Below are 13,629 nucleotides of genomic sequence, written 5' to 3' on the forward strand. Positions count from 1 at the left end.
CGATCGCTTCCCGCATCTAAAGGTATATGTAGGTGAGTCACCCACCTATTGATAGCTCGACCAGAGTGAGAGGTAACCCTATATGAAGACGATAGTCCATACCGGCCCCAGATCCATCGAGATTCGCCAGCGTGAAAAAGCATCCCCGGACGACGACGAGGTACTCGTTCGCGTCCACTCGGCGGGGCTGTGCGGCAGCGACGCGCACGCGTACACGTACGAAGACGGCTACGAGTGGATTCCCATCCCGCGGATCATGGGCCACGAGTACTCCGGCGAGGTCGTCGAGGTCGGCGACAGCGTCACCGACTTCGCCGTCGGCGACCACGTCGTCGAGGAGCCGATCCACGACTGCGGTGCGTGTTTTCAGTGTAAGAACGGCCAGCCGAACGTCTGCCAGAACTTCGAGATCACGGGGATGCACACAGACGGTGCATACACCGAATATACGACGGTCAAACCACGTGACCTCCACTATATCCCCGAGGACGTCCCGCTCGGTCACGCGAGCATCACCGAACCCCTCAGCATCGCGACGCGGGCCGTGTTCGACCAGTCGAACGTGACGCCGGGTGACACCGTCCTCGTCGAAGGACCCGGCCCGATCGGCGTCCTCGTCGCCGCCGTCGCGAACTCGATGGGCGCCGACGTCCTCGTCTCCGGACTCGGCAAAGACACCGAGTACCGGCTCCCGCTGGTCGAAACACTCGGCATCGACACGGTGGACATCGAGAACGACGACCTCGAGGCGGTCGTCGACGCCCGAACGGACGGCATCGGGTTCGACGCCGTGTTCGACACGACCGGTCACAAAAGCGGTATCGAGATGGCCATCGAACACGTCCGCAAGGGCGGAGGGGTCGTCGTCGTCGGCCTTCCCGGCGCACCCAGCGAAGTGTTCATGACGCCGGTGGTTCGCAGCGAGATCGACCTCAACACCTCCTACGGCTCGACCTGGCAGAACTTCGAACAGGCCATCCGGCTCCTCTCCGTCGGTGCCATCGACGCCGACGCGATCATCGATCGTACCTTCAGCGTCGACGAACCGACCGACGCCTTCGAGGCCTTCCTCGAGTCCGAAACCTGCAAACCCGTCTTCTCGTTCGCCGACTCCTAACGCGTCGGCACGGTCGGATCTCGTAGCAACCTTCCCGTTTCCTCGGCTCTCGGCGTGAGCCACGGGTCAACACAACGCTTAGTAGCGCTCGATCCGTCGCCGTTCGTACACGATGGTGCTGGATACACACACGCACGCCTGGACGCACCCGACTCGAGACCACCCCTGGGTGAACGGACCGCTCATCGACGTCGTCGACGAGTTCAGCGTCGATACCGTCTACACCGCCGAGAAACTCCTCGCGGATATGGACGCCGTCGGCGTCGACGAGGCGGTCGTCGTCGGCTACCCGATCTGCGAGTGGACCGACAACGCGTACACGATCCAGTGTGTCGAAGAGTACGACGCGCTCTCGGGAATCGTCATGCTCGACCAGTTCGCCGACGGCGCGGCCGATCGGCTGCGCTCGGGGATGGCTACCGACGGGATCCTCGGCTTCCGTCTCGGAGCGATCTGTTCGTACGACCGGATGTGGGAGACGTTCGATCCCGAGGCGAACTGGCTGTGCGACGCCGTCGACGAGACCGAATTCTGGGAGGCGGCCCGCGAAACCGACGCGCTGGTTCAGCTCCTCGCCCACGTCGACCAGCTCGAGCAGGTGGTCGAACTCGTCGAGACCTACCCGGAGCTCACGTACGCGCTCGACCACTTCTGTCACGCCGATCCGTCGGTCTCGCCGGAAGCGGGAGCGTTCGCCGACCTCGAGCGCCTCGCCGAGTACGACGTCGCCGTCAAAATCTCCGAGGTCGTCCACCGCTCCGAGGAGGGCTTTCCCTACGCCGATATGCACGACCACGTCCGCTGGCTGCTCGAGACCTTCGGTCGCGAGCGGGTTATCTGGGGCTCCGATTTCCCGAACGTCAGCGACGACGCGAGCTACGAGGAGAGCCTGCAGTGGCTCGAGCACGTGGACTGTCTCTCGAAGACGGACCGCGAGTGGGTGACGGGCCGGTCCTTCAAGAACCTGACCGGCCGCTGACTCGGAACGGTTCCGTTACTCGCCGACGACGTGGTTTTCGAGCGTTCCGATTCCCGCGACTTCGGCTTCGACCGTGTTACCGGGCGAGAGCAACTCCGGCGGATCGCGGAAGATACCGACGCCGCCAGGCGTCCCCGTCGAGATGACGGTGCCGGGCTGCAGCGTCATTCTGTGGCTAAGGTACTCGATCGTCTCGCCGACGTCGAAGATGAACTCCGCGGTCGAGGACTCCTGTTTGACCTCGCCGTTGAGTCGGAGTTCCACGTCGGCGTCGTTGGCGTCGATGTCTTCGGGCGCGGTCAGCGCCGGCCCCATCGGGGCAAACGTGTCGTAGCTCTTGCCGCGGAAGAACTGGCCGTCCTCGAACTGGGCGTCGCGCGCGCTGACGTCGTTGACGACCGTGTAGCCCGCGACGTACTCCTCGGCCTCGTCGGCCGACACCTCGCAGGCCGTCCGACCGATGACGATGCCGAGTTCGACCTCGTAATCGACCTGCTCGACGTCCTCGGGATGGACGATGGGTGCGTCGGGGTCGGTGACGCTCGAGGGCGATTTTGCGAACAGCATCGGCTTGTCGGGGATCTCTTCGTCCTGCTCTTCGGCGTGATCGTAGTAGTTGAGCCCGACGCAGATGATCTGTTCGACGGACGGGATCGGTGTCAGATAGTCATCCGGCTCGTCGATCGCCGGCAGTTCCCCGGTCTCGGCGGCGCGACGGACGCGGCGACGGTAGCCGGGCGTTGCGAGGTCCTCGATCGTCGGTGCGCCAAAGCGGTCCAGTGCGTAGGTCTGGTCGTCGACGGCAACGCCCCAACGGACGCCACCACCGGTCTCGAATCGTACGAATTGCATCACCTCGAAATTCCCGCCCTGTCTCATGAATCTTTCTCTCGTCCCCTGTTAACTGGAGCGGCCCGGGGACAATCGTTTCGCCCGAGCGACTCGAGACGCGGTCGGTTCGTTAGTCCGATCCGTTCGGAGCCACGAGCGAGATAGGATGCTGTGGCTGGCGGGACAGGAGCGCGTCCAGTTGCTCGAGACACGAGGTTCCGCTCGCGACGACCGTTCGATCGGCGGTATCGGACGTCTCGAACTGTTCTCCGAGCCGGTCGCCGACGTCCATACTCAGCTCGTAGTACTCGATCTTGTACCCGAAGCTTCCCGCCATCCCGCAACACTCGACGTCGGACGTGACGACGTCGTACCCGAGCTGATCGAGGACGGCCGTCGTGTACGCTTCGAGTTCGAGCGTCCGCTGCTGACAGTGGGAGTGGTACGCGATATCGGATCCGACGCCGCGGGCGGCGTCTCCACCGCGAAGCGGCGTCGGATCGGTACCGTTCTCGAGCAGCCCGTAGACGTACTCGAACACCTCGTAGCTGCGATCGGCGAGCGACTCGTAGCGCGACCCCCCGAGGAGCCGCTCGTACTCGCCGCGGAACATCGCGAGGTCGCTGGGCTCGATGACGACGACGTCGTAGCCCGCCTCGAGATAGGGCTCGAGGTCGGCGGACACCTCGTGAGCGTGGCCTTCCGCGGTGGCGATCATCCCCTGTGAGAGGGGGGCCCGGCCCGAGGAGGCGACCTCGGGGACCTCGACCGCGACGCCCAGCGCCTCGAGCGTGCGGACGGTCGCCTTTCCTCGGTCGGTTCGAACGTGATTCGTGTAGAGGTCGGGGTAGACGACGGCGTGGTACTCGGCGTCGACGGGACGGGGAACGTCCCGGTTTCGGAACCACTCGACGAACGTCTCGCGCTCGAACGTCGGCAACTCGCGCCGGCGGTCGATCCCGAGAACGCGTTCCATGAGGAGCCGCGAAGGCGGCGTGTTCGCCATCCAGTTCGAGACCGGCGCGGTCGCGGAGCCGAGTTTCGCGAGCGTCGCGAAGTTCCCGAAGAAGCGCTTCTGGAGGTCGAGTCCCGCGGGTTCTTCGTCCGGTGTGAGCCCCTCGACGAGGAAGTCGAGTTGTCCCTCGTCAGCCCCGCGATTGCGCCGATTCCGGACGACCGTGTTGATCCACGGGATGTCGATCTTGACGGGACACTGGTTGACGCAGCGCGAGCAGCCGGTACAGAGGTCGTTGAACTCGTCGGCCGACTCCTGGCCGTGGACGCCGGCCTCCCACCCGGTCGCGATGCCGCCCGAGTACGTCTCGCCGCCGAAGACGTGGCCGCCGACGGACTGGAAGTTCGCACAGGAGTTGGCACAGGCCGAACACCGGATGCAGTACAGCGTCTCTCGAAGCTGATCGTCGTCTCGCATGGCCATGCGGCCGTTGTCGAGCAGGACGAGGTGGAACTCCCGATCGTTCGGGTCGTCGGCGATCGGCTCGTCGTCGTCGAAGTCGACCGGCGGCGTCGAGACCGGCGGCGAAAAGAGGGAGACGTAGGAGGTGATGTCCTGACCGGTGCCCGAGCGCGCGATCAGTTCGACGAACGGCTGGAGGTCCTCGAAGGTCGGGATAATCTTCTCGACGCCCGCGACCGCGACGTGCGTGTCGGGCACGGCGACCGTCTTGCGGGCGTTACCCTCGCTCGTCACCAGCGCGATGGTTCCCGTGTCCGCCGTCACGAAGTTCGCGCCGGTCACGCCCATGTCCGCCTCCTCGATCCGCTCCCCGAGGTACTCTCGAGCGAATTCGGTCAGCTCCTGGGCCGTCTCGAGGGGTTCTTCCGGCTCGAACCGTTCGTTGAACAGGGTGGCGATCTCCTCGCGCGACTGGTGGATCGCCGGCGCGACGAGGTGGCTCGGTGCCTCGTCGGCCACCTGCAGGACGAATTCGCCGAGGTCGGTCTCCCAGACGGCACAGCCCTCGGCTTCGAGGTGCTCGTTGAGATCGATCTCCTCGGTCGTCATCGACTTGGACTTGACGACGGTCTCGGCCGCCCGCTCGCGGGCGAGTTCGCGGACGTACCGGTTGGCGTCGGCGGCGTCGTTGGCGACGTAGACGGTTCCCCCGTTCGCCTCGACCGTCTCGCGAACCGCCTCGATCAGTTCGGGGAGGCGTTCGATCGCGTCTTCCTTGATCGCGCGCGCTCGATCCTTGTACGCGTCGTAGTCCTCGAGTCGGGCGACGGACTCGTAGCGCCCGTCGTTGAACCCCAGGGCGTTGCGCTCGACGCTGTCCCCCTCCGTCGCCATGACGTGCCGGATTCGGTCGGCCTTCTGGGATCGCTTACTCGCCATTGTCTTCCAGAACAATCGCGTGCGTCTCTCGCGGCCCGTGAACGCCGTAGACGAGTGCGCCCATGTCGGCGGTCGCGCTCGGGCCAGTAGCGAGCACGGCGTCGTCGCGTCCGTCGCGGAACCGGTCGCCAAGCCGTTCGAACGCCGCGGCCATGTCGGGGACGAGGTCCCGCTCGCGAACGACGATCACGTGGCGGTCGGGAAAGAGGCCGGCGAGTTCGGCACCGGCCGGCGTCGACTCGAGGACGACCGAGCCGTAGTCGGCGACGCCGAGCGCGGCGGCCGTCACGCCGCAGGTCGCCTCGCGAAGCTGATCCGGCGTCGGCTCGAGGGTAACGTCGGTTCCCTCGAGGGTGACCTCCTCGAAGGGGAGCGACGCGCCGACGGCGGGGTGGTCGATGACGCCGGCGAGCGTTTCTTGGAACGCCGCCGGTGTCGTCCGGGTGACGTCCGTCCGGACGGTTTCGAGGTTCGTTTCGAACGTGTCTAGCTGTGTCGCCATTCTTGTACGTGACTAACGGATGCCACGGATTTGGGTCTTGTCATTGACCAGCACGTCCGCGCGAAGGTGTGGGTGTGCCGTGGACGCGAACCCCGTCGTCTCGCGGCGGACCTCCTTCCGCCGAACTGAACGGGTCCGAACCGGGCATACCGATTTCGGTCGTCGGAGGAAGGTGAGTAGAAATCGCCGTCACAGCGGCGGCACGTTACCGACCGTCGAATGCTCGCTGTCGCCCTCGATCGGAATCGTCGCGTCGGTGAGGTCGTTGGTCGCGAATAGCCGGTCGTCGGCACTGCCGCTCGTCGAGAGGAAGCGTTCGGTTCCGGGTGCCGCCCGACAGTTTCGGATCGTACTCCTCGTCGTCCCCTCGAGGACGATGGCCGCCGGGCCCGCCGCGTCGGCCTCGTCTCCGTTCGTCTCGTCGCCGTCGCCGGACTCGGGCGAACCCAACTGCGCCTGTCGACCGGTAACCCCGTCGATCACCAGTTCGTCCACATCGACACAGCGAACGCCGTGTGCGAAGTACGCGGGCACGTCGTCCGCCCACTCGAGGGTTACATCGCACAGTTCGACGTCGGTGACGCGCTCGAAGTGGATCCCCGAAATCGCGTCCTCGTAGATCGGAGCCATCACAGCGGTCGGTTGCAGGTCGACGTTTCCGCCGACGGCGGCGGCGTGACGGCTCCCGTCGATGGACAGCGAGATCGAGTCGAGACGGATTCGTTCGAGGGTCGAATCGGCGTGACCGTAGACGAGCGCTCCGTTCTCCGCGTCGGCGGCGATATTCGTGAATCGGATGTTTCTGACCGCGCCGAGGTCGGTGTCCTCGTCGCGCGGGACCGAGGTGACGTAGATCGGTTCGGCTTTCCCCCACCACGGCCCGGGACGGAGGTGCGTCGCGACGGTGATGTTCGAAAACAGGACGTTCTCGATCGTGCCGCCGTCGCGGTGTTGGATCCCCAGCCCCCGATTCGAGCCGTGGACGACGCAGTTGTCGAACGTGCAGTGGCGAATATCGCCGCTCGTCTCGGAGCCGAACTTGATCGCACACGCGCTCGAGGCGAGCGTGCAGTTGGTGACGGTCACGCGCTCGCAGTCCCGTTCGCGGTCGGCGTGGGAAACGAGGGTGATCGCGTCGTCGCAGGACTCGATCGCGCAGTCCGCGATGCGGACGTTCCGGGAGTTGCCGATCGCGATGCCGTCGCAGTTCGGGATCCGCATGTGGTTGCGGATCGTCACGCCGCGCACGTCGACGTCCGCGCAGTCGTCGAAGCTGAGCGTCCAAGCGGGCATGTCCCGCAGCGTCACGTCCCGGATCGAGACGCCCTCGCAGTCGACGAAGTGGAGCATCGGTCCCGGTCGAAACGACGGCTTCGCCACCGGCCACTCGTCGAGCGTTCCCGATCGCTCGAGGTAGGCATCGCCCTGTCTGGCGCGGTGCGGCGCGTTCGAAACGAGCGGGTGGCCGTCGCTCTCGCCCGAGTGCTGGCGAATCGGCTCGTCCATGTCCATGATCTCGGTTCCGCGTCCGTCGATCGTCCCGTCGCCGACGATGGCACCGTTCTCGACGCCCTCCGCGAGTACGAACGGCCGCTCGCCGTCGGGACCGACGTGGCGGTCGACGTACGCCGACTTCGACTCGGCGGGGAGCAGCCGCGATCCCGCCTCGAGACGGAGCGTCACGTCGCTACGGAGTTGGACGGTCCCGAGGACGTACTCGCCGCTCGAGACGGTAACGGTACCGCCGCCGCCGTCGTGGCAGGCGTCGATCGCGCGCTGAAACCGTTCGGTTGCGAGGTCGTCCGCCGACCCCACTTTTCGATTCGATTCGGCGGCCGGTTCGATCCGAAACGACGCAGTCGGCTCTGTACGCTCGGTCATCTCGTCCGGTTCATCGCGCCGAACGGTATAAATACCTCCGCTCGCTCGAGACGGGGTGGAACGACCGATACGGACGCTTCTCCGGACGGTTTCCGAACGACAGCACGCGTTAGCGACCGAGCCAACGGTCTACCCAGTCGTAGGCGCTCGACCGGACATCGGCGGGGAACTCGTGGCCCCCGTCGAAAAACAGCGTCTCGAACCGCTCCGGAGCGCCGGCTTCGGCGTAGGCCGCGGACACGTCGCCGGCGAGGGCGCGGACGGACTCGGGTGGAAAGATGTCGTCCTCGGTGCCGTGGGTTACCAACAGCGGCGTCGGGGCGACGTCGGCTAGTACGTCCGCCGCGTCGCCGACGGTCAGCAGTCCGGGGACGTACAGCGCGAAATTGTGGGTGATCCGCTCGCGCTGGACGGCGGCGAGTTGCGCCGTGCCGCTGGAGACGACCGCGGCGGCGACGCGGTCGTCGAACCACGACAGCCACGCGGCCTCCTGGCCGCCCAGCGAATGACCGACGACGCCCAACGCATCGGGATCGGTCAGGTCGTGACCCTCGAGGACGTCGAGCGCGACGACGAGATCCGAGAGGTACTTCGCCTGCAGGGAGGAGCCACGCAGCAGGTAGTCCATCGCGACGAATTTCTCGTAATCGGCACCCGTCGGAGCCGCGCCGGTCGCGCGCTCGCGCTCGGACGGGCATCGGTCCTCGAAGCAGAGCAGATCCGGACAGCAGACGACGTGACCGCGCCGGCAGAGTTCGACGCCGTAGTGGTACGACTCCGTGTCGCTCAGACCGGACGGATCGGACTTGCCGACGCCGAACTCGCCCGCGTGCGGATGAACGGCGAGGATCCCGGGACGGTCGCCGTCGACGTCGTCGGGAACGAGCAGATACGCCCGAACTCGCTCCCCCGGTTCGACGTCGTACTCCAGAAGTCGACGTTCGAACCCGTCGGCAGCCGTAACCGAAACGGTCTCGACGGCCGGGTCGGGACGGTCGGGAATCGTCCCGAGACAATCGATAACCGCGTCGCGAGTGGTGTCCATACCGGCGCAATGAACGGGGGACCCTTAAGTTTCTCCGGTGGCCCTTCCCCTCCGCTGATCGTCTCACGAGGGGAACTTCTCTGCACGCCGAGCGAATAACCGGGTCGAAATCGGAACGGAGTGTCGTCTATAGGTACTCTTCGGGATCGGGACGGTCGTCCAGTTCGTCGTCGCGTAGGTACGCTCGGACGGCCGGAACGAACTGGTACCGCAGGTCGAAGTAGAACGAGACGAGCCCGTAGATCCAGAAGAAAAACAACACGACTGCGGAGACGATGAACAGCGCGCCCGCAGTCGTTACCATCGTTCACTCACCCCTGTATCTCTTCTTCGGACGAACCGACTGTGGCACCGGCGGTCGCCGGGTCGACGAGGCTGTGCGTGACCGCATCGCCCGTCGCGCCGTCGAAAACGTGGATGTTCTCCCGGTCGAAGACGACTTTGACCGACTCGTCCTCGCTAATCGCGGTTCCGGGATCGATGCTCACGAGCAACTGCTCGGCTCCGTCGCCCATGACCGACTCGCTCTCCGACCGTGTACCGTGTGGCTGCAGGTAGGCGTACGTCTGATCGCCCACCGGCTCGAGCACGTCGACGACGGCCTCGAACGACCGGCTCGGGTTCGCCGGATCGTCCTCGCTCGAGACGAGGTAGGCGTCCTCGGGCCTGATGCCGACGGTCACGTTCTCGCCGTCGTATTCGGAACCGAGCGCCTGTTCGATCTGGAAGTGCGTGAGGTCGATCACGCCGCCGGCGACGGTTCCGTCGAACAGGTTCATCGACGGACTGCCGATGAAGCTCGCGACGAATCGGTTTGCCGGTCGGTTGTAGCACTCGAGCGGCGGTGCACACTGCTGAAGGGTGCCCTGATTGATGATCGCGATGTGGTCCGCCATCGTCATCGCTTCCTCCTGGTCGTGGGTCACGTAGACGGTCGTGATACCCAGTTCCTTCTGGAGGCGCTGGATCTCGGTGCGCATGTGAACGCGCAGTTTCGCGTCGAGGTTGGCCAGGGGCTCGTCCATCAGGAACACTTCCGGCTCGCGGACGATCGCGCGGGCGATCCCGACGCGCTGTTGCTGTCCGCCGGAGAGTTCGTCGGGGTTGCGATCGAGCATTCCCTCGAGTTGGACGATCTTCGCGGCCTGTTCGACGCGCCTGTCGATCTCGTCTTTGTCGAAGTCCCGAAGGCGCAGCCCGAAGCTGATGTTGTCGTAGACATCCATGTGGGGGAACAGCGCGATGTTCTGGAAGACCATCGCGATGTCCCTGTCCTTCGGCGGTTCGTTCGTGACGTCCGCACCGGCGATCTCGATCGTTCCGTCGGAGGGCAGCGTCAGCCCCGAAATCATCTCGAGCGTCGTCGACTTCCCACAGCCCGATGGGCCGACGAGACAGAGGAACTCGCCGTCCTCGATCTCGAGGTTCATCTCGTCGACCGCGATTATGTCTTCGTACCGTTTGGTTGCGTCACGAAGGGTAACATTCCCCATAAGTTATCACTCCTTTAGTCCCCCGGACGTTAAGCCCTTTACGATGTGTTTCTGTGCGACGATGACGAGGAGCGCGACCGGGAGGATGCCGATAAGGCTCGCTGCCGCCATCATGTTCCACAGTTCGGTGTGCTGTTCCTGGAAGTTGAGGATGCCGTACACCAGCACGGCCCAGTTGCCCGGCTGACCGTCGGTCATCATGAACGAGAAGAAGAACTCCCGGTAGACGCCGATGAAGACGATGATCGCCGCCGTCGCGACGCCGGGCGCGGAGAGCGGGATGATGACCCGAAACAGCGCGCCCAGGCGCGTGGTGCCTTCGACGCGGGCCGCATCCTCGAGCCCGTCGGGGATCTGACTGTAGAAGGTCGTGAGGATGAAGATGGTGATCGGAAGGCTGAGCATAGTGAAGGGGAAGACCATCGCCCACGGCGTGTTGTAGAAGTCCGGCGTCATGAACGGACCGAACGTGAGCGTCCCCGTCAGCATCTCGAACAGCGGAATCAGGTAGGTGATCCCGGGGAAGTACGAGACGATGAGCAAGAGGAGCATCAGCGGCCCCTTGCCCCGGAACTCGACGCGACCGAACGCGTAGCCCGCGAGACTACCGATCACGAGACAGATGACGACGGTGATCGCGGCGATCACGATGCTGTTGAAGATGTAGAGGTGTAGCGGGTACTCCTGTAGGACCGTGAGGAACACCGAGGTGTTGAACCCCTCGGGCACGATACCCATGTCCCGAAGCGTTCCCTCCGGCGTCAATGCGAGGATGAACAGCCAGTAGAACGGAAACAGCGTGATCGTGATGAAACCGACGAGTCCGACGTAGAACAGGAGTCGGTACGAGTCGGTTGCGTTGTGGACGAGGAAGTCGACGATGCGTCCGGCGACGCCTCTCTTTTCCGTCGTATCGGCTGCGACTGGATTACTCATTCTCCCACCTCATCTCTGAACTGGACGAGGTAGACCATGACGATCCCCCCGATAATCACCGCGGTGATGAACGCGATCGCGGACGCCGTCGCCCACCGCTGCAGGCGGAACGTATCGACCACGAGGCACGTCAACGTCGGGACCGTGTTACAGCCCGCCGACGCCTCGACGATGCCGTAGATCTTCATCGAACTGATCGTGTAGAAGATCATGCCGATGAGCACGACGGGCTTGATCAGCGGCAACGTGATGAGACGGAACTGTTGCCACTTCGACGCCCCGGCGACTTTCGCCACGTCGTAGAGGCTCTGATCGATGCTCGCGAGCCCCGCCATGATGATCAAGGCGATGAACGGAATCTTTCGCCAGACGTCGACGAGGATGACCATCACCATCGAGTCCCGGCTGCTCACCAGCGGATTCTGCGATAGCAGCCCGAGGTCGTGCAGGGGGTCGACCAGGAAGCTGATCGACGGCTGGAACAGCAAGTAGAACATCATCCCCTGGATGACGATCGGAACCGCCCATGGAAGGATGACGATCATCCGGGCGAACGACCGCCCGCGGAACTCCTTGTTCAGGATGAGCGCCATTCCGAGCCCGAATCCCGTTCCGATCGTCACGCTGATGAGCGTGATGAGCAGCGTGACCACCAGCGCGCTCGAGAGCGGATCGCTGAGCGAGAAGAACGGATTGTTCAGGACGATGTTTGTATCGCCGTTGAGGATCGAAACGTAGGTGTTGATCCCGTCGAACGCGCCGATCGGGTCCTCGCCGTACAGATCGTCGGTGTGGAGCGAAACCCAGAACGTCCGCGCGAGCGGATAGAACGCGAGGATCGAGAGGACGATGATCATCGGCGCGATCAGCAGATAGCCGTACCTGTCCTCGTCTAACCGTTCGATCCGGTACAGTACGGGCGAGACTGCCCGTTGTATTGCCTCTTTCATTATGGTGCTCTCTATTTTCGGATTATATAGTAGTTCGTGTCTCGAGCGGAGGCGCGGTGTCGACGGTCGCGATCACCTCAGGCCTCCTTCTGTTCGATCGCTTCGACGTCTTCCTGTGCCGCTTCGACGGCTTCCTGGGGCGATTGCTCCTGGTTGAGACACGCGTAGAACTCGCTGGCGATCGAGTTGGACTGGGTGTCCCAGATCGGATTGATCGGATGCACCCACTGGTTCTCCGATTGTAGCTGCAGGGTGTCGAGGTATCGGCTCATGATGTCGACCTCCTGTGCCTGGTCGGACTCGAACAGTTCCGGCTTCGGTGGCGTCGAGCCCGTAAACTCGAAGATGTCGAGGTAGAACTGTTCGGACGTCATCACTTCGAGCAACTCGACGGCCGCCGCGAGGTTCTCGCTCTCCGGGTTGAGCGAGAGGTGCCAGCCGCCGAGCGTCGCGTTCGTGCCGCCGGTGCCGTTGTATTTCGCCTCGTCTTCGGAGACGCCGTACGGGAACGGCATCAGGCCGAGGTCCTCGCCGAAGTCCTCCTCGCCACCGAAGCTCGCGATCGCGAACGACCAGTTCCGGTGGAATACGGCGTCGCCGGCGCCGAACGATTCCATCGAAGGCGTCGTATCCCATCCCAGCGCTTCGGAGGGCAGGAAATCGCCGTCCATACCGTCGATGGCGTACTCGTCGTCCGAACCGTGCATGAACGTCCGCATCATGCGCAGCGTTTCGATAATCGGCTCGTCGTCGATCGTGATGGGACGGTCGCCGATGGGACCGTGCTGGTTCTCCATATCCCCGAAGTAGTTGCCGCCCATCGTGACGACCTTCTCGTAGCCGGTCTGATGGCCGATCGTCCGCTGGTTGAGCGTCGTCGTGTAGCCGTGCTCGACGTCGTTGGCCTCCACCGCGTCGCTCGCGACCTCGGCGAACCGTTCCCACGTCATCGGCTCGGTCGCCCAATTCTCGCCCTCGGGGTCGTATCCGGCGTTTTCGACGTAATCCTTGCGGTAGAGGATTGCCGGAATGTCGACGAACTGAGGCACCCCGTAGAGGCCGCCGTCCCAGCGCATCGAGTCGACCATCGTCTGGTGGTATCCGCTCTCGAGTTCGGCGAGTTTCTCGTCCGATAGCGCCTCGTTCAGGTCGACCAGCCACCCTCGCGGCGCGAACGCCGACGTGTACGCGAAGTTCGTCAGCATGATATCCGGCGTGGATCGACCGGCTTGCAGGATCTGCGTGTATCGATCCTGCTGATCGTCGGCTCCCCAGACGCCGGTCGAGAACTCGACCTCGATGTTCTCGTGAAGGCCCGCGTCTCGCATCGACTGTTTGAGTTCGTCCTCGATGTCTCCGAACAGCGGCGCGGTGGCGTACTCGAGCGTCACTTCCTCGCCGTCGTAGTCGCCGATATCCACGCTGTCGTCGCTGTCGTCGCTGATACAGCCGGCCGTTCCGATGATCCCAGCGGCACCGGCCGCCGAAAGGACTTGACGGCGGGAAACGATCGATTCAGCCCGCACTCTACCCCGATTT

General features: G+C 64.3%; 12 protein-coding genes. 2 read left to right on the forward strand and 10 right to left on the reverse strand.

Going from position 1 to position 13,629, the window contains the following annotated elements; all coding sequences use genetic code 11:
* Positions 1-82 precede the first annotated feature (82 nt).
* Positions 83-1,117: a zinc-dependent alcohol dehydrogenase gene (locus DWB23_RS04115; RefSeq protein WP_121741514.1), complete on the forward strand. Its 1,035-nt coding sequence runs from the start codon at positions 83-85 to the stop codon at positions 1,115-1,117.
* Between the two features lie 115 nt (positions 1,118-1,232).
* Complete coding sequence (locus DWB23_RS04120; RefSeq protein WP_121741923.1) at positions 1,233-2,096, forward strand: amidohydrolase family protein; 864 nt, start codon at positions 1,233-1,235, stop codon at positions 2,094-2,096.
* Positions 2,097-2,111: 15 nt separating this feature from the next.
* On the opposite strand, the gene DWB23_RS04125 is transcribed toward DWB23_RS04120, so the two are convergent.
* The 10 genes from DWB23_RS04125 to DWB23_RS04165 form a co-directional block, all read right to left on the reverse strand.
* On the reverse strand, positions 2,112-2,948 hold the full coding sequence (locus tag DWB23_RS04125; RefSeq protein WP_121741515.1) for a fumarylacetoacetate hydrolase family protein: 837 nt from the start codon (positions 2,946-2,948) through the stop codon (positions 2,112-2,114).
* 109 nt (positions 2,949-3,057) lie between these two features.
* Positions 3,058-5,283 (reverse strand): LUD domain-containing protein, encoded by a 2,226-nt coding sequence (locus DWB23_RS04130; protein ID WP_121741516.1) that lies wholly within the window; start codon positions 5,281-5,283, stop codon positions 3,058-3,060.
* Positions 5,273-5,785 (reverse strand): LUD domain-containing protein, encoded by a 513-nt coding sequence (locus tag DWB23_RS04135; RefSeq protein ID WP_121741517.1) that lies wholly within the window; start codon positions 5,783-5,785, stop codon positions 5,273-5,275. The genes DWB23_RS04130 and DWB23_RS04135 overlap by 11 nt, the downstream gene beginning before the upstream one ends.
* Positions 5,786-5,974: 189 nt before the next feature.
* Positions 5,975-7,666, reverse strand: a complete 1,692-nt coding sequence (locus tag DWB23_RS04140) for a glycoside hydrolase family 28 protein (RefSeq protein ID WP_121741518.1) — start codon at positions 7,664-7,666, stop codon at positions 5,975-5,977.
* 109 nt (positions 7,667-7,775) lie between these two features.
* A complete protein-coding gene (locus DWB23_RS04145) occupies positions 7,776-8,711 on the reverse strand; it encodes an alpha/beta hydrolase family protein (RefSeq protein ID WP_121741519.1) in 936 nt (311 codons plus the stop codon).
* Positions 8,712-8,838: 127 nt separating this feature from the next.
* A complete protein-coding gene (locus DWB23_RS22850; protein ID WP_162989738.1) occupies positions 8,839-9,015 on the reverse strand; it encodes a hypothetical protein in 177 nt (58 codons plus the stop codon).
* 7 nt (positions 9,016-9,022) lie between these two features.
* Positions 9,023-10,204, reverse strand: coding sequence for an ABC transporter ATP-binding protein (locus DWB23_RS04150; protein ID WP_121741520.1), 1,182 nt, complete (start codon positions 10,202-10,204; stop codon positions 9,023-9,025).
* A gap of 6 nt (positions 10,205-10,210) precedes the next feature.
* Positions 10,211-11,140 carry a carbohydrate ABC transporter permease gene (locus DWB23_RS04155; RefSeq protein ID WP_121741521.1) on the reverse strand — a complete coding sequence of 310 codons (930 nt, stop codon included), beginning with the start codon at positions 11,138-11,140 and terminating at the stop codon, positions 10,211-10,213.
* Positions 11,137-12,090, reverse strand: a complete 954-nt coding sequence (locus tag DWB23_RS04160) for a carbohydrate ABC transporter permease (protein ID WP_121741522.1) — start codon at positions 12,088-12,090, stop codon at positions 11,137-11,139. Before DWB23_RS04160 ends, DWB23_RS04155 begins: the two co-directional genes overlap by 4 nt.
* Before the next feature lie 77 nt (positions 12,091-12,167).
* Positions 12,168-13,616 (reverse strand): extracellular solute-binding protein, encoded by a 1,449-nt coding sequence (locus tag DWB23_RS04165; protein WP_238717339.1) that lies wholly within the window; start codon positions 13,614-13,616, stop codon positions 12,168-12,170.
* Between the last annotated feature and the right edge of the window lie 13 nt (positions 13,617-13,629).

Source organism: Natronorubrum halophilum, from assembly GCF_003670115.1.
In the GTDB taxonomy this organism is placed as follows: domain Archaea; phylum Halobacteriota; class Halobacteria; order Halobacteriales; family Natrialbaceae; genus Natronorubrum; species Natronorubrum halophilum.

Coding starts and splice junctions, on each gene's coding strand:
- DWB23_RS22850 (WP_162989738.1), bottom strand. CDS start 9,015: ATGGTAACGACTGCGGGCGCGCTGTTCATCGTCTCCGCAGTCGTGTTG.
- DWB23_RS04150 (WP_121741520.1), bottom strand. CDS start 10,204: ATGGGGAATGTTACCCTTCGTGACGCAACCAAACGGTACGAAGACATA.
- DWB23_RS04135 (WP_121741517.1), bottom strand. CDS start 5,785: ATGGCGACACAGCTAGACACGTTCGAAACGAACCTCGAAACCGTCCGG.
- DWB23_RS04130 (WP_121741516.1), bottom strand. CDS start 5,283: ATGGCGAGTAAGCGATCCCAGAAGGCCGACCGAATCCGGCACGTCATG.
- DWB23_RS04140 (WP_121741518.1), bottom strand. CDS start 7,666: ATGACCGAGCGTACAGAGCCGACTGCGTCGTTTCGGATCGAACCGGCC.
- DWB23_RS04155 (WP_121741521.1), bottom strand. CDS start 11,140: ATGAGTAATCCAGTCGCAGCCGATACGACGGAAAAGAGAGGCGTCGCC.
- DWB23_RS04115 (WP_121741514.1), top strand. CDS start 83: ATGAAGACGATAGTCCATACCGGCCCCAGATCCATCGAGATTCGCCAG.
- DWB23_RS04145 (WP_121741519.1), bottom strand. CDS start 8,711: ATGGACACCACTCGCGACGCGGTTATCGATTGTCTCGGGACGATTCCC.
- DWB23_RS04125 (WP_121741515.1), bottom strand. CDS start 2,948: ATGCAATTCGTACGATTCGAGACCGGTGGTGGCGTCCGTTGGGGCGTT.
- DWB23_RS04160 (WP_121741522.1), bottom strand. CDS start 12,090: ATGAAAGAGGCAATACAACGGGCAGTCTCGCCCGTACTGTACCGGATC.